This window comes from Ferruginibacter lapsinanis (assembly GCF_020783315.1).
In the GTDB taxonomy this organism is placed as follows: domain Bacteria; phylum Bacteroidota; class Bacteroidia; order Chitinophagales; family Chitinophagaceae; genus Ferruginibacter; species Ferruginibacter lapsinanis.
In genome coordinates this window covers 946,853-964,043 of the sequence record NZ_CP086063.1, presented here as the reverse complement: position 1 = coordinate 964,043, position 17,191 = coordinate 946,853, and the positions used below count along the sequence as shown (strand labels likewise).

Annotated in this window: 16 protein-coding genes; 5 read left to right on the top strand and 11 right to left on the bottom strand. The window is 37.6% G+C overall.

Going from position 1 to position 17,191, the window contains the following annotated elements:
- The first annotated feature begins 293 nt into the window (after window positions 1–293).
- From LK994_RS04165 to LK994_RS04145, 5 genes are all read left to right on the top strand, one after another.
- Entirely contained in the window at window positions 294–3,722 is a 3,429-nt protein-coding gene (locus LK994_RS04165) for a lamin tail domain-containing protein (protein ID WP_229761628.1), read from the top strand.
- Between the two features lie 69 nt (window positions 3,723–3,791).
- Window positions 3,792–4,433, top strand: coding sequence for an MgtC/SapB family protein (locus LK994_RS04160; RefSeq protein ID WP_229761627.1), 642 nt, complete (start codon window positions 3,792–3,794; stop codon window positions 4,431–4,433).
- Between the two features lie 120 nt (window positions 4,434–4,553).
- Window positions 4,554–5,708, top strand: a complete 1,155-nt coding sequence (locus LK994_RS04155) for a hypothetical protein (RefSeq protein WP_229761626.1) — start codon at window positions 4,554–4,556, stop codon at window positions 5,706–5,708.
- Between the two features lie 39 nt (window positions 5,709–5,747).
- Complete coding sequence (locus LK994_RS04150; protein ID WP_229761625.1) at window positions 5,748–6,665, top strand: hypothetical protein; 918 nt, start codon at window positions 5,748–5,750, stop codon at window positions 6,663–6,665.
- A 62-nt stretch (window positions 6,666–6,727) separates the two neighbouring features.
- A complete protein-coding gene (locus LK994_RS04145) occupies window positions 6,728–7,162 on the top strand; it encodes a hypothetical protein (RefSeq protein WP_229761624.1) in 435 nt (144 codons plus the stop codon).
- Between the two features lie 118 nt (window positions 7,163–7,280).
- Here LK994_RS04145 and LK994_RS04140 read toward each other — a convergent pair whose 3' ends face one another.
- The 11 genes from LK994_RS04140 to rpoN form a co-directional block, all read right to left on the bottom strand.
- Complete coding sequence (locus tag LK994_RS04140; RefSeq protein ID WP_229761623.1) at window positions 7,281–7,982, bottom strand: hypothetical protein; 702 nt, start codon at window positions 7,980–7,982, stop codon at window positions 7,281–7,283.
- Window positions 7,972–8,766, bottom strand: a complete 795-nt coding sequence (locus LK994_RS04135; protein WP_229761622.1) for an urease accessory protein UreD — start codon at window positions 8,764–8,766, stop codon at window positions 7,972–7,974. Before LK994_RS04135 ends, LK994_RS04140 begins: the two co-directional genes overlap by 11 nt.
- A gap of 29 nt (window positions 8,767–8,795) precedes the next feature.
- Window positions 8,796–9,431 (bottom strand): urease accessory protein UreG, encoded by a 636-nt coding sequence (gene ureG / locus LK994_RS04130; RefSeq protein ID WP_229761621.1) that lies wholly within the window; start codon window positions 9,429–9,431, stop codon window positions 8,796–8,798.
- Window positions 9,432–9,583: 152 nt separating this feature from the next.
- Window positions 9,584–10,270, bottom strand: a complete 687-nt coding sequence (locus LK994_RS04125; protein WP_229761620.1) for an urease accessory protein UreF — start codon at window positions 10,268–10,270, stop codon at window positions 9,584–9,586.
- Window positions 10,263–10,766 (bottom strand): urease accessory protein UreE, encoded by a 504-nt coding sequence (gene ureE / locus LK994_RS04120; protein WP_229761619.1) that lies wholly within the window; start codon window positions 10,764–10,766, stop codon window positions 10,263–10,265. Before ureE ends, LK994_RS04125 begins: the two co-directional genes overlap by 8 nt.
- A 52-nt stretch (window positions 10,767–10,818) precedes the next feature.
- Complete coding sequence (gene ureC / locus LK994_RS04115) at window positions 10,819–12,540, bottom strand: urease subunit alpha (RefSeq protein ID WP_229761618.1); 1,722 nt, start codon at window positions 12,538–12,540, stop codon at window positions 10,819–10,821.
- A gap of 55 nt (window positions 12,541–12,595) precedes the next feature.
- Window positions 12,596–14,050 (bottom strand): M28 family metallopeptidase, encoded by a 1,455-nt coding sequence (locus tag LK994_RS04110; RefSeq protein ID WP_229761617.1) that lies wholly within the window; start codon window positions 14,048–14,050, stop codon window positions 12,596–12,598.
- 15 nt (window positions 14,051–14,065) lie between these two features.
- Window positions 14,066–14,437, bottom strand: coding sequence for an urease subunit beta (gene ureB / locus LK994_RS04105; RefSeq protein WP_229761616.1), 372 nt, complete (start codon window positions 14,435–14,437; stop codon window positions 14,066–14,068).
- Between the two features lie 135 nt (window positions 14,438–14,572).
- Window positions 14,573–14,875 carry an urease subunit gamma gene (gene ureA / locus LK994_RS04100; RefSeq protein ID WP_229761615.1) on the bottom strand — a complete coding sequence of 101 codons (303 nt, stop codon included), beginning with the start codon at window positions 14,873–14,875 and terminating at the stop codon, window positions 14,573–14,575.
- Between the two features lie 100 nt (window positions 14,876–14,975).
- Entirely contained in the window at window positions 14,976–15,656 is a 681-nt protein-coding gene (locus LK994_RS04095) for a DNA translocase FtsK 4TM domain-containing protein (RefSeq protein ID WP_229761614.1), read from the bottom strand.
- Window positions 15,653–17,140, bottom strand: a complete 1,488-nt coding sequence (gene rpoN / locus LK994_RS04090) for an RNA polymerase factor sigma-54 (RefSeq protein WP_229761613.1) — start codon at window positions 17,138–17,140, stop codon at window positions 15,653–15,655. Before rpoN ends, LK994_RS04095 begins: the two co-directional genes overlap by 4 nt.
- Window positions 17,141–17,191 lie beyond the last annotated feature (51 nt).

The following is a 17,191-nucleotide window of genomic DNA, read 5'->3' as shown; positions in this document are numbered from 1 at the left end:
TGGGGTAAAAAAAACCTTCCGTTTTACTGGAAGGCTGTGAATATTGTAAGAACAAACAAAACACTATTAACCCTCCTGCTGAGCAGAACGTTTCTTCGTAGTTGTTGTGTGTTTATGATTCAATTTCATGGCGCAAAAGTAGCAACAAATATATTATCAGCCAAAAAAACAAGGATAATTATTGGTTGTTAAAAGATAACAGAATAAGAGAAAGTCATTATCTTTAAAGACTAAGTTTTCTAATTATGTATATAAAGACGTTTTCCCTTGCTGCAATATTGTTATTAACCAATATGTTAGGATTTTCTCAGGTAGCCGAAAGTTTTACAGATGGTGATTATACAGCTAATCCGGTTTGGACACCAAGTGCGTCAACCGATTTTATTGTAAACGGTTCGGGTCAATTGCAAAGTAACAATACTGTTGCCAACAGTACCTTTTATATTAGTACACCCAGCACATTGGCAACCAGTACTCAATGGGAGTTCTTTGTAAACCTTAAATTTTCCACGTCAGGCGCAAATTATGTTGATGCTTTTTTAATTGCGTCGGCTGCAGATCTTTCAGCATCCACTACCAATGGTTTCTTTGTACGAATAGGGAACACGAGCGACGATATCAGTTTATACAGAAAAGACGGAGCCACATCTACGATACTTATTGATGGGGTTAATTCTTCAGTTGGTTCATCATCTAACAACCTGATAAAAATAAAGGTTATACGAGATGCTGCAAATCAATTTGTTTTGTACAGAGATATGACAGGCACAGGTACATCATATGTAAGTGAAGGAAGTATTACTGATAATGCTTATACCACTTCAACGGCATTTGGGTTTTTAATAAAACAAAGTACGGTGGCCAGTTTTGCTCAAAAACATTTTTTTGATGATATAACTGTGCAAGCATATGTCCCAGATATTATACCACCAACGGTTCAGTCGGCAACAGTAATATCTGTTAATGCTATAGATGTATTATTTAATGAACCCTTAGATGCTACCACAGCTGGTACAACAGCTAACTACTCAGTTAACAATAGTATCGGAGCTCCATCTACTGCAGTACTAGATGGCAGTAATACCTCCCTGGTTCATTTAACCTTTGCTGCTAATTTTGCGGACGCAGTTGCAAATCAACTTACTGTAAATGGAGTAAAAGATATTGCAGGTAATGCGATCAGTGGAGGAACGGCCAACTTTACCTATTTTGCTCCTTATGTAGCTAAACAATACGATGTGGTGATTGATGAGATCATGGCAGATGAGACACCGGCTGTTGGGTTGCCTGCGAGAGAATGGGTTGAATTAAAAAACACAACTACTTCAGCGATTAATTTAAAGGATTGGAAAATTAAAGATGCCACTGGTCAAAGCGGATTGTTTCCAAACTATGTGCTGGCTCCGGGAGCTTATGTAATTCTTTGTGCAAGCACTTCCGTTGCTGATCTGTCAGTTTATGGCAGCACATTGGCTGTAACTTCTTTCCCATCTTTAAATAATACCGGAGAGCCATTAACATTGGTAAATGAAACAGGAGCAGTTATACATTCAGTAAATTATAATTTGGGCTGGTACCATGATGTTACCAAACAGGATGGAGGTTGGACAATAGAAATGATCAATACCAAAAGTCCATGTTCAGGTATCTCTAATTGGAAAGCAAGCACAGACGTGAAAGGTGGAACGCCAGGTGTTATCAATTCTGTTGATGGCGGAACGGCTGATGTAACGGGGCCAGTATTGCAGAGTGTGATTGTTGTAGATAATTTAAATATTAAATTGGTATTTAATGAAAGCTTAGATAGTTTAAAGGGAGCAACAATAGCTAATTATTCTATTAACAATGGGCTTGGTACTCCGGCTGAGGCTGTAACAGTTTCTCCGGGCTTTGATACTGTCAACATAAAATTAGCGTCTGCTGCAGTTTCTGCAACAACCTATACTATTACAGTCAGTAACGTAACAGACTGTTTAGGTAATGTAATTAGTGGTGGAACAGGTACGTTTACTTATTTTGCGATCGTTCCTGCAAATCCATATGATGTTGTGATCGATGAGATAATGGCGGACGAGACACCCGCAGTGGGATTGCCGGAAAGAGAATGGATAGAATTGAAAAATACATCAAATTCCAACTCGTTTAATTTACAGGGATGGAGATTAAAAGATGCAACAGGACAAAGTGGGGCTTTCCCTTCTTATATTCTTCCTCCCAATAGTTATGTGATCCTTTGTTCAAGTACGTCTGCTCCGGATCTTTCTGCATTTGGTCCAACGCTTTCTCCTACAAGTTTTCCATCTTTAAATAATACAGGAGAACCACTGACATTGGTAAATGCTTCCGGATCCGTGATACATGCGGTAAGTTATAATTTGGATTGGTATCATGATGCATCTAAACAAGACGGAGGCTGGACACTGGAAATGATCAATACCAAAAGTCCTTGTTCCGGTATATCCAATTGGAAGGCCAGCACGGATGTAAAAGGGGGAACACCGGGAGCGATAAATTCTGTTAATGGAGGAACGACTGATCTGACCGGTCCTAAACTAGTAAGTGCTTTTGTTACAGACCCTACCCATATTGTTTTACATTTTGATGAAACATTGGATAGCCTGAAAGCCGCAACGATTACAAACTATTCACTAACAGGAGGGATATCTATTATAGATGGCGTAACTGTAGGGCCTTTGTTTGATGCTGTTAACCTTACATTATCAACCCCATTAACAACCGGTGTTGAATATACGATAACCGCAGCTACTGCTATCACCGATTGCTTGGGGAACCAAATAAGTACAGATAATACAGCTAAACTTTTTGTAGCATCTCCGGCTGTTCGTTTTGACCTTGTAGTAAATGAAATATTATTTAATCCACTTCCTTCTATTAATGCAGAACCTCCGGGAGTTGATTATGTAGAGATATATAACCGCAGTAATAAAGTGATCGATCTTAGCAAAATATACATTACCAATCGTAGTAGCACAACAGGGAAAATAGGAACGTTGGTTCCCTTAAGTGTATCCGGTCGTTTATTACAACCCGGTGCCTTTGTGGTAGCAACCGAAGATCCTGCTATTGTACAAAGAGACTTTGTTGTAAAAGACCCGGCCGCTTTTGTAACTGTCAATATGCCTTCTTATAGTGATGACAAAGGATTTGTAATTATTTGCGATGCTGATACAAATATCATTGATGAAATAAGATATACAGAGAAATGGCATTTTAAATTGATCAGTAACAGAGAAAATGTTGCATTGGAAAGAATCAATTACGATGATACATCATTAGTGCAAAGTGAGCAGGAAAGAAACTGGCACTCAGCCGCAACATCAGTGGGCTTTGGTAATGGTACACCAACGTACAAAAATTCTCAATATAGAATAGATCTTCAACCACAGGGGGATGTAACCGTTGATCCGGCAATTTTCTCTCCGGATAATGATGGCATTGATGATATCGCTACACTAAAATATAATTTCCCTGAGCCGGGTTATGTAGCAAATATTACCATTTTTGATGCATCGGGCAGACCGGTACGCTACCTTCAAAAAAATGCATTATGTGGATCAACCGGCATTTTCAGGTGGGATGGATTGGGAGAGAAAAATCAACAGTTAGCAATTGGTATCTATGTAATTTATACGGAAATATTTAACCTGAAAGGAAACAAAAAAACATTTAAAACTCCAATTGTTTTGGCAAGAAGGAATTAAGTTTTTAAAAAACCTCTAAACATTCCAGGAGCAAACATTAAAAATGTAACCTCCAAAACGATTTTTAAAATGGATATTACAATTTATTTTGAAGAGGCAGCCCAGGTTTCATTTGCATTTATCATTGGTGCGGTTATCGGGCTCGAAAGAGAGTTTAGAAGTAAACCGGCGGGGCTTAGGACAATGATCCTCATCTGCGTGGGATCTTGCTTGTACACAATTTTATCTAAAGAAACCGGTAATGGGAGTCCGGATAGGATTGCCAGTAATATTGTTACAGGTATTGGTTTTATTGGCGCCGGTGTGATCTTTAAAGAAGGAATCTCTGTAAACGGACTTACTACCGCAGCATTGATATGGATCACCGCAGCTTTGGGAATGGCGATAGGCTATCATAACTATCCGCTTACAATAGTAGTTTCGGGGATGGTATTGATTGCTTTGTTTGTACTGGAACCGGTACAACGCTTTATCAATAGTTTACATCGGGTAAAAGACTATCGGATCCATACCATTGAAGTAGCTCCGAATTTTAAAAGTGCATTGGAGGCTTTTTTTGCAGAGCATGATATGAAATTCAGGTGTATCAAAGTAATGAAAGTGGATAGCGATGCCATTTATCTATATCGTATCAGCTCCCCCGACAGAAATTATGATGCGATCAATCAGTTTTTATTAAAGAATACTGATGTAAGAAGTTTTGATACGTAGAGATTGTTTAGTTTATCTATTTTTGGTTGAGTGTAGTTTAACACATTTTTTTCACAGTAGCCTTTGTAATGCAGCACAGACAAGGATATTTAGTATTTTTATAGCTAAATGACCTTACCAATGATGCGTATTTTACTAAAACGTTTTTGCCTTTCCTTGATTACGATCGTTTTTGCTGCAGGTACTACTTACGCTCAAACAAGTTTAAAACTAAAATTCAAAAGGTCTGCCGTGTACGCAGGAATAGAAGTGGGCTCAAAAGGGGTGAAGATGAGTTTTATAGAAATTGCCAACAAAGCACAAAATACAGGAACATTTAATTTATTAAAAGACACATCTGTCAATACGGACTTTATTTCTTTTTCACCTTCATCATTTACCGCAACATTGAAAGAACTAACCAGTTTGTATACTGTTGCAAACAAACAAAATGAAATTGCATCCGATAAGATTTTTACTGTTATCAGCAGTGGTGTAAAAATGCAGGCAGAAAAAGACAATAAAACCAGTTGGATAAATGCGCTGATAGATTCATTCAGAATAAGAATAGCAGAGCCCAAACGTCGTGTTGAAGTAATTGATGTAATAGACGAAGCCAGGTTATCGCATTTAGGGATTGTGCCTGAGTCTAAAAGATTCACTACATTTTTAGTTGATATCGGAAGTGGAAATACTAAGGGTGGCTACTTTCCTGATGAGAATACAAAAAACCTCAAACTATTTCAACTTACCTGGGGTACTAAAAGTATTGCCAATGCAGTAGAAAAGAGATGTGAAGGGGATCTGAGCATAGCCAACTTCAACAAGCAATTATACAGGGTATTGGCCGGTAGCCCAAACACTGAAATCACTTACGCAGTGAATGTTAGCGGCGCTTATAGCATGAGTGATAATATTGCTTTCAGCGGTGGTATTGCCTGGTCTGTTGCAACATTGCTTTTCCCGGAAATGATTGACAATCCTGTTGTACCTGTTACTTATAATGAAGTGCAAAAATTCAGCGAAAAATTGGCAAAGAATGCTGCAGAATTTTCTGATGAATTTATTGTAAAGAACATCACTGATGTAACGCTGGATAAAGCGGCAATCGGAACAGAAGTGAAAAAAGTAAATAAAGTGTTTGATCAAAAGGCATTGCTGGCAGGAACAGGTTTATTATTAAAGATCATGCGTCAGTTTGAGGGCATCTACGAAAAGAAACAATTTTATCTGGTAAAGAACGGACAGGTAGGTTGGATATCTGCCTATGTTGATGAAAGCATAATCGGCAAATAAAGATCATTCACCCACAAAAAAATATTTTCAACAATATACATGAAGGATACTAAATTTTATCCGCTGTTGGCTATTTCAATCGTGTTGCTGCTGGCTTCATTTATTTTGTTGTGTATTTTAGGGTATAATTTTTATACCAAATCGCAAGAACAAAAAAGCATAACTGCGATTGCAGCAAAGCATACAAATCTTTTAGTTAATACAACCAGGGATTCATTACAAAAAGTTTATGCCGAAACTGTTAATCAGTTTCAACATAATTCGTCATTAACAAAAGAGGATTCATTAAAATTAAACCTTAATACCAAGCTTACAGATTTTAACACACTTAGAAATGAGATCGCTTCTTTGTTGAAAGATAATAGTTCTCTGGCTGACCTGTCTTTGGCCAAACAAAAGATCGGCGAGTTGCAATTAAAAGTAGATGAACTACGGAACAGAAATATTGACATAGAAAATGAGAATAAACGATTGAATGCAATGCTTGCTGAATATACCGGGAATGCAAATGCAATTGTTCAAAACACAAAACAAACAGATAATTCTGCAAAGGCAATAACAGAAAAAAATAATAGCGAATCTTCTTTTACCGCTTCAGACCTGCGGTTGACAGCCAGTAACAACAATGAAGTAGAAGTGACAGAAGCAGAGCAAACAGAAAAACTGGTAGGTACTTTTGTTGTAAAGAATACAACTACATTGAATAATGCAGAATTAGTGGTAGTGGTTATTCAGCCAGATGGAAAAGTGCTTAAAAATGCCTGGGAGTCCGGCAGTTTTGATACCAACGAAGGGAAGAAAATTTATTCCCGTAAAATAAGATTTGATTACACAAAAGGAGAAGCTAAACAATTAAAATTTTCTTTAGCAGCAGACAGCGGACAAAAAGGAAATTACACCATGTTGTTATATAACAAAGGAAAAGTGATCGGCAGAGCAATAAAAACCATCTCTTAAGCAATCTGCGCTGATAAATATACCTGAATCAGCATTGTTATTCGTACATTCATCATCTTATTATGAAGCATAAGATAAATCCCGATGTAGATATTGTAATGGATATAATAAAAGCTACGCTTGCCATTAACCCAACATCCAAATTTTTAAATAGTGTACATTTTCATTACCAGGAAAGAGGTGGATTAAGCAGAAAGCAATTAGAGGGATTGTATGAGAAGGCAAAAAATTTGCCTGATATTCCCCCGGGTAAATTGGCAACACTGCAGGCGATCATACTAAAAAAACCGGTGAAGGAAAGGGCTCCTGCATCAAAAACTGTAGCTGCAATTGTTACTAAGGATACTGTTACAGAAAAATTAATGACAGATATTTTGGAAAAATATCCACAACATAAAAGAGTGATGTTTTTAAAAATGAAGTTTGATAACAATGAACCTGTGTCAGCTTTAGAAAAAAGCGAGATGGAGAAATTTCATAAGTTATTAATTAAATAAATCTTTTTACAGTGATCACAAAGAATGCACGGAGTTACACAGAGAGGACTTGAAAATTTAAAAAGCTTCATGATACGAATAATCTCTCTATGTGCCTTTGCGATTCTCTGTGAAATTATTACCATCCCATAAACACCATCCCTACTCCGCAAATAAATATCGTTAGTCCTCCGATTGCATGTACATATCGTTCGATCTTTTCTGTTTTTGTGAATGCCAATCCGTAATAGCCCAATACAACCATTACAATCATTGTAGCCAATGTAAAAAAAGTATATACAGCGATCAGCACGATCATCCCATACCAGCTGTTTTTTGCTGCAGGAAAATATAATAACGGTATCATCGGCTCACATGGTCCCAGTAAAAAGATAATGAACATTACCCATGGAGTTACTTTGTGTCTTTCTTTTGTTTGTACCGCCTGACCATGTTTATGTTCATATACATAGATGCTTCCGTCTTCGTACGTATCGAAATGTTTGTGTGCGTTATTTCTGTAAGCTCTGTACAATCCCCATATTCCATAGATCAATCCAAATAACAATAACACCCATCCGGCAATGCCTCCACGGATATTTTCCAGCCAGCTGATCTTTGACAGAGACCATCCTATAGTAGCACCGCCTAAACCCAGCAAAACAGAACTCCATACATGACCACATCCGCAGATGATTGTCCACCATAAAGTTTTACCAAAACTCCATCCTCTAGATTTTGACAAGGCAATAAAAGGTAAATAGTGATCGGGGCCCGTAGCAGTGTGCAGGCAAGCAATTGTAATTGCAGCAGTGATCAATATTTCTAATTCAACTTGCAAGTAATTCTTTTCTTTCTTGTATTAGTGAAGCAATATTTTTTAAATAGGTGTAGAGTTGTTCTGCCTTGTACCCCAGGATTCTTACCAATAAGCCATTGCAATGTGTGATTGAAACGCCAAATGTTATTTCATTTTTTGAAAGAAGAAAATCATACACTTCATCGCACAATGATTGCATATCTGTACCATCGTGTAAAAAAATAAAACTGGCCTGATGTGTATACCCTTCCAGTTGGCCCATTGCCTGTACATCTACTAATATTGGTTGCATCAATAGATTTTCTTTTATCACCAATGTATCATTGATAAACACTTCGGTGATGTTATGGTATTTGGAGAATTGAAAAACTTCACCATTCAATTTTCTGCCACAGGTTAGTATTTCTCCAAAAAGAAAAAAATAATTATCCTTCAGGTAAAATTTATTTTTAGCGGTAAAGATCGAGTTCTCATGCGGTACTGCCGGGTGAGGCAGGTAAACAAACGATGCATTATTTTGTAAGGTCACTTCCATAGATTGAGTAGCTCCCTTTTTCATATTGAACAATCGTTGATAAGATTGAGTATGTAATTGCAGCGAACACTCTTCTTCAATACCGATTTTCATAGTGTACTCATCTTCGTCCAAAATTCCGGGAGAAGAACTCATCACCATTAAATGTAATTGTTCAGATTGCTTGTCTTCGGTTATGTTCATTACTTTAAAGGGCGGTGTAAAATAACACTTACCCAATTTTGTACTACCATCACGTAAAAAGACCGCTATGTTTAGATCTGCTTTCAAATATTTATTACATGAATTTTATTCACTAATTATCTTACCAAGTCCGGTTCACTTCCTTCTTCCAGCAAAGCATATTTTTTTATCCAGCCAATTACATTATCCAGACCTTGTAAACTCATCAGGTTGGTAAAAACAAAAGGATTGCCATTACGCATTTTTCTTGCATCTCTTTCCATTACATTCAGATCAGCATTTACATACGGAGCCAGATCAATTTTATTGATCACCAGCAGATCACTTCTTGTAATACCGGGTCCGCCTTTACGAGGGATCTTATCACCTTCGGCAACATCAATTACAAAAATAGTTACATCTGCCAGGTCTGGACTAAATGTGGCAGAAAGATTATCTCCCCCACTTTCAATAAAAATAATTTCTATGTCAGCAAAACGATTGGCCATTTCTTCCACAGCTTCTAAATTCATGCTGGCATCTTCTCGTATAGCTGTATGCGGACAACCGCCTGTTTCTACCCCAATGATTCTTTCTTTTGGCAATAAACTATTTTTGGTTAAAAATTCTGCATCTTCTTTCGTGTAAATATCATTTGTTATCACACCGATGCTGTAATTGTTGTGCATGGCTCTGCTTAGTCTTTCTATCAATGCTGTTTTTCCTGAGCCGACCGGACCGGCAACACCGATCTTTATATATTTTCTTTCCATATATTTTTTGTTCCTTGGCATAAATGCCAAGGCTATTTATATTTTGTTTCGAACATTGGTAATTCTATTCAACTTCACAGGCGTCGCACACTTGTACATTAGTAACTGTATTCCTCCTCTTCAATTTCATAACAACTCATAATTCATAATGCTTAACTCATATACAATCTCGAATACAATCTTTCGTGCTGCATACATTTAATATCAAATCCGGCACAACATAAACCGATCAATTCTTCATCAGGCTGTAAACTTTTTTCTGCTAATTCATTGATCAACGTATGCAATGAAAATAATATCTCTTGACCACTTTGCTGACTTAACGGAACCAACTTAACACTATTTGTAACAAAGCCAACAGCAGCATTATAATAAAAACCTGTCAATGCTTCTTTTTTTGAAATTTTCATCGCATGTGCGTATAAACCAAACGCAACGCAATAATGTCCCAAAATATTTTGTGACCTGATATTGGCTGCATAAGTTTCCGTAAGCTCATTCTTGCCTAGCGGCTGAAATATTTTTATTAAACGTAATCCAAGTTTATTACTTGCCTGTCGCATTTCCTGCGGCAATTTCACAGCAGTGCATAATTCATCCAGCTCAATTATTTTTTTGATATCATTATTTTCCGCGGCATCAAATGCCAATGAAAGAAAAGCCGCATCAGTATACTGCAGATTTTGCGATAACATCTGGGAAGTAAATGTTTTTGCAGTTGCTGTATCTTTTACAATGCCCTGTTGTACATACGTCTCCAATCCGGCCGAATGAGAATAGCCACCAATCGGCAAAGTAGGGTCAGTTAAATGTAATAAACTCAGCAAAGCATTATTCATTGGTAGTAGTGAGTTTCATTATTTTAGAAAATAGTGTTTCTCTGTCTGCACCATGCGGAGCAACCGTTGTTTTTAATGGTTGTAATAATTTTCTTTTTTCTTGTTTTACCAGATAGCCTTGGGCAGTAAGTAATTTGTATAAAGGCATTTCAAAAGGAACCAACACTTCATCATTTTCAAAAAATAATGGAAGATGTTTATTGCCGATCTCATAACAAACAGAAGCCATTTCAAACATATTCTTAGGAGCTACTACCATGCAATCACAAGCTAATACTTCGATAACGATGATCGTTTTTTCGTCTTCAAATAAAATATCTCCTTGAGTCAATAAAGGGTTATCCTGTAAAAATTTTAATGATACCTCTACACCGGATTGTGTTCGTTTGCGTAGGATTCGCTTGTTTGTCTCGAACCATTCAAGCATTAACCAATCAATAGTTTTACTTGTATTGGTGTGATCAGTAATATTTCCTATCTTTTTTTGTACTAGCATTTAAATAAAATCAGTGTAAATCCATTTAATCAGTGTCATCCCTATTCTATTCCTAAAATAAAAAATACCGTTGTGTCAATGGCAACACTGCCATTGGTTCACATGTAATTACTTCACCATCAACTTTTACTTCATAGTTTTCCGGATTCACATCTATCTGTGGTGTAGCATCATTATGGATGAGATCTTTTTTAGAAATATTTCTGCAATTCTTTACAGGCAATAACATTTTTTGTAAGCCATAGCTTTGAATAACATTTTTTTCTATTGACAACTTTGAAACAAATGTGGCACAGGTTTTAAATAGAGCTTTGCCCGCTGCGCCAAACATATGGCGATAGATAACAGGTTGTGGTGTTGGGATAGAAGCATTAGGGTCTCCCATTCTTGCAGCGATGATCATTCCTCCTTTTATCATCATTTCAGGTTTCACACCAAACATCGATGGTTTCCACAAAACGATGTCTGCCAGTTTGCCCGGCTCTATTGAACCTACATATTCACTGATGCCATGTGATATAGCCGGATTGATCGTATATTTTGAAATGAATCTTTTTACTCTGAAATTGTCATTATTTTTTCCTTCATCTTCGGGTAGGCTTCCTCGTTGCACTTTCATTTTGTGTGCTGTCTGCCAGGTACGGGTAATCACTTCACTTACACGCCCCATTGCCTGACTATCACTACTCATCATGCTGAATACACCCAGATCATGCAGTATATCTTCTGCCGCAATTGTTTCAGGACGTATGCGACTATCTGCAAAAGATATATCTTCCGGAACATTTTTATCTAAATGGTGGCATACCATCAACATATCCAGATGTTCATCTATTGTATTAACAGTATATGGTCTGGTAGGGTTGGTGGAGGATGGTAATACATTAGGGTACATCGCAGCTTTGATGATGTCCGGTGCATGCCCACCACCGGCACCTTCAGTATGGAAGGTGTGTATCACTCTTCCATTGATGGCATTGATGGTATCCTCTAAAAATCCACCTTCGTTTAACGTGTCGGTATGGATAGCAATTTGTATATCGTGTTTATCGGCAATCTTTAATGAAGCGTCAATTACCGCAGCGGTGCTTCCCCAGTCTTCATGAATTTTTAAACCTAATGCGCCGGCTTCAATTTGTTCTTCCAGAGGTTCCAATGCGGCACAGTTTCCTTTTCCAAAAAACCCAAGATTCATTGGGTAAGCTTCAGCGGCCTCCAGCATTTTTTGAATATTCCAGGCACCCGGTGTAACAGTGGTTGCGTTTGTTCCATCTGCCGGACCTGTACCACCACCGATCATAGTAGTGATACCACTGAATAAAGCATGGTCTATCTGCTGCGGACAAATAAAATGTATATGTGTATCGATACCCCCGGCTGTTGCTATTAAACCAGCTCCACCGTGTACTTCCGTGCTTGCACCAATAACCATATTAGGAGTAATACCATCCATGGTATCGGGGTTGCCGGCTTTGCCGATGCCAACGATCTTCCCATCTTTAATACCAATATCAGCTTTCACAATTCCCCAGTGATCAATGATCATAACACTTGTAATGACCAGATCAAGCACACCTTCTTTTCGTGTAGCCGTTGCCGATTGTGCCATACCATCACGTATAGTTTTACCGCCACCGAATTTTGCTTCGTCTCCATAAACGGTGTGATCTTTTTCAATCTCTATAAATAACTCTGTATCTCCCAGACGTACTTTATCTCCTGTAGTTGGGCCGTACATATTGGCGTACTTAATTCTATTGATAGATAAACTCATGTATACTTCGCAATTAAATATTAATAATTCATTATAGTAAAACTGTAGTAGTAATTTAATCTAATTTCGGTCGTGTATTAGCGTTAGCTACTTTCCATCCTGTTCTATACATCCATTCTGTCATCTTTGTTAATTTTTTATAATCGATATGTGATGCTTCATCCAATGGTGTATGGTATTCGTTATGTAATAAAGTAGTATAAAATATTGCCGGCATATTCTCCATTGAATAAGGATAATGATCGCTTCTGAAATAGAATCCTTCAGGGTGGTCTGGCTTATCCCATTCTTTATCCAGTTTAAAATTCGGCCCTTCTTTGTTAGCAGATAAAGCCATATTCACCAGATCTTTTGAATTAAGATGAGGAATTGTTGATCCCAATAATGCAGCGCTGTCGGGGTTATTTCTACCGATCATATCAGCATTCAAAACTGCAACGATAGATTTTTTAGGCACAGTAGGATGAGTAGCATACCATTTTGATCCTAATAAGCCACGTTCTTCAGCACCATGCCAAACAAATAATGCCGAACGTTTACCCGGTTGTTTCTTAAAAGCTCTGCCAATGGCCAGTAGCGCTACACAGGCACTACCATTATCATCAGCACCATTGTAGATAGAGTCTGTTCCTACGGGAGTTCTGATGCCGTCATGATCTATATGAGCACTGAATAGTACATACTCTTTAGATAAACCCGGATTGGTGCCATCTACTTTTGCTACCACATTAATAGATGGATATAAATATGATTCTACATTGATTGAAGCTGTAAGGGTTTGCTCCCCTTTTTTTATAAACGCAAGTTCGGATTGATGCAACCAAATATAAGGAGGCTTATTTTCTGTTTTAGAATATGGACCACCTTCTATATCATACGACCCCATGGTTAAATATGGAATATTTTCTGCCCAGCTGTTTTCAGAAATATCATCTGCAATAAAAATAATAGCAGCCGCACCTTTATTAATAAAAGCGGGGGCATAGTTTCTGGATACATATCCTAAATATTTTCTATGCTCTAAAGGGATGCTCAAATAATTGTCATCTTTTGATACTTTAAATGCGACAGCTTTACCCTTTATATCAATATTTTCCAGATCATTAATATTTTCCAAAAATACGATTGGTGCAGAAACTGTTGCCGGAGCAATCTGGGAGATAAGCATATCTTTTAATAAAGAAAAACTACGTTCTCCTATTTTAACAGTTGTGTTATTGGTTACTCTGTTTCTGTATAAATTGAAATATTGAAAATAGGAACCATCATCTCCTGCCGGCTTTAATCCAGCGGCACGTGCTTTTTCTGCCAGCCAGGCAGCAGCTTTCAACTCATCCAGTGTGCTTGCTTCTCTGCCTTTGAAATGATCATCTGCAAATTCATACAGATCTTTTTTCAGGTCCGGTTCACGGATGGCGGAAAGGCCAGCTGTATTATTTGTCTGGGCAAAACATGCGGAGGTTGTAATAAACACTATTGCAACAACACCCGAAAACTTTATCTTTTTCATAAGCAAGCTATTTAATTATTGCACATCGTTTTTGAAATGATTAGCGGCAGATTTTTCCAATGCTTTAGTAAGATTGGCATCGGATATATTCCCATCCACTAAATTATTAAAGCCAAATATTTTTTTGTTGCCGCCAAATTCAGTCAACTCTACTTCTTTTTCTTCTCCCGGCTCAAAACGAACGGCTGTACCTGCTGCAATATTTAAACGCATCCCAAAAGCGGCAGATCTGTTGAAACTCATTTGTTTGTTCACTTCAAAAAAGTGAAAGTGAGACCCGATCTGTACAGGCCTGTCGCCGCTATTGACTACAACCAATTTTGTAGTTCTTCTTCCTTCGTTAGCGATAATATCGCCTTTAGCTAAAATATATTCTCCGGGAATCATAGTTCTTTGCCCCCATCTCCTAAAGGGGAGTTGGAGTTTGTTTAATAGTTATGTAATAATGTTTTTTCAAGAGTAGTGATTTATATCTAAGTAAAAGCCCCGCCTTTACACCCCTTTAGGGGAAGGGGGCATTTTTTATCTTATAGGGTCATGTACGGTCACCAGTTTGGTTCCGTCTGGAAAGGTTGCTTCAATTTGTACATCATGGATCATTTCGGCAACACCTTCCATTACATCTGCTCTGGTTAGTATAGTGGCACCATATTGCATGAGTTCTGCAACAGACTTGCCATCCCGGGCAGCTTCCTGTAAATGTGAGCTGATAAGTGCAATTGCTTCGGGATAATTTAGTTTTAACCCTCTTTGTTTTCTTTTTAAAGCCAATTCGCCTGCTAAAAAAAGTAATAGCTTTTCCGTTTCTCTCGGTGATAAATGCATTGAATATGTATTAAAAAATTAATAACGGGCAGGCAATCGAGAACAACAAATGTTAAGATAAGAAAAAAAAAGACAGCAATATAATAATGCAATAAAAAATCTACAAATTAATGGCTGCTGCAATAAATTGGCAAACGATCCCCATTAATAATCCAATGTAAATTTCTTTATTGGTATGATTGCTGATGAGTAAACGTGCAGTACAAACAATACCGGTAATTAATAAGGCAACCGTTAGGGGTACGGTCATTAACATAGTATTTTGCTGCATGATAACCAGAAATAACCCTATTACGCCACCCATGCCAATAGCATGCATGCTTATTTTAAAGTAGATATTAGCCATCAGTGCTGCTGAAGAGGAAAGAAAAACAGCAAAAGAAAATGAAGTTAGTATTAATGGTATTTGATGTTGATTTTTAAAGACCTGGTAGCTCCAGAAAAAGAATATACCACATGCGATATAAGGGATTATTCTGTCTTTTTGTGTTTTAAGTAAAATGGAATTGATGAACCCGAGCCCCTTTAAAAGCAGAACTGTAAGCAAAGGGAAGAAGATCATTATATAAGCCACTCTTATTAAAAGCCATGTTTTTTGTTGAGGAGCAAATCCTGCAAAGTACGACGGGTGTACAAATGTTAAAAAATATGTTACATAAAGAGGAATGAACAAAGGATGAAACACATAAGAGAAAAAATGTGCCAATGCCCTTACAATTACCGGAGAGTCAGTATTGGCTGGCCTGTCGTCACTTGCCCATTGTCTGTCGTTTGTTATCATAATTCTTTTCTTAATCTTGCCACCGGTACATTTAATTGTTCTCTGTATTTGGCAACGGTTCTTCTTGCAATGTTATAACCCTTTTCCTGCAGTAACTCCGTTAATCTTTCATCACTTAAAGGATGTTTTTTACTTTCTGCTTCAATAAGGTCGCTTAGTATCTTTTTTACCTCCCTGGTACTCACTTCTTCGCCACTGTCGGTCTGTAAACTTTCACTGAAGAAGAATTTTAGTCTGTAAGTACCAAATTCTGTTTGCACAAATTTACTGTTAGCTACACGGCTTACCGTGCTGATATCCAGGTTGGTTTTTTCCGCAATATCTTTTAAGATCATCGGGCGCATTTCAGTTTCGTCCCCTGTAACAAAAAATTCATACTGATAATCCATAATAGCACCCATTGTGCTTAATAACGTATGTTGCCTTTGCTTGATAGCGTCAATGAACCATTTAGCAGAATCGATCTTTTGCTTGATGAAAAGTACAGCTTCCTTTTGTCGCTTATCTTTTTTGGTGCCCTTGTCATAATCTTTCAGCATATCTCTGTAACCTTCGCTGATGCGCAGGTCTGGAGCGTTTCTGCTGTTTAAGGTAAGTTCTAACTTACCGGCATTATTCAAAATAAAGAAATCCGGAATGATATAACCTTCATTCTTATTGCCTTCACCAATATTACCTGCTGGCTTAGGGCTCAACTTAATTATCTGGTTGATAATGCCTCTTAACTGGTCGTCAGTAATATTTAACCCACGTTGAATTTTTTCGTAGTGCTTTTTTGTAAATTCCTCAAAGTATTTTTCCAATACTTTGATGGCCATTTCTACATGTTCGCCATCGTCTATCTTTCTTTCCAGTTGTAGTAATAAACACTCCTGTAAATTTCTGGCAGCCACACCGGCGGGGTCAAATTGCTGTATCTCTGCTACCAGTTCACCCACTTCTTCTTCAGTGGTTTGTATATTTTGTCTGAATGCCAGGTCATCCACTATAGCACTTATTTCTCTACGTAAATAACCATCATCATCCAGGTTTCCGATAATTTGTTCAGCTACTTTATGACGATGTTCATCCAGATTTAACATGCCCAATTGTTCCAGCATCAATTCATTAAAACCGGTCTCCACTTTATGTGGAATAGTTTTACCATCATCCATTTCAGGATAATTTTCATCCTTCATTCTGTAATCGGCAATATCATCGTCACCATCCTGTACATATTCGCTGATATCTATATTGTCGTATTCATCCGAGCTTCCATCCAGATCAAATTCGTCTTCTCCCTCTGTTTCAAACTCTTCGGTAGTATCATTTTCAAACTCTTCGGTTTCTTCTTCGCCTGTTTCCAGTGCCGGGTTCTCTTCCAGTTCTTCTTTGATCCTTTCTTCCAGCAAGGCAGTAGGTACCTGCAACAATTTCATCAACTGAATTTGTTGCGGAGATAATTTCTGTAATTGTTTTTGATATAATCCCTGACTTAAGGCCATTTTCCTATCCCCAAACGGGGGTTAATAGTATTTTATTAAGCAATATTGTTA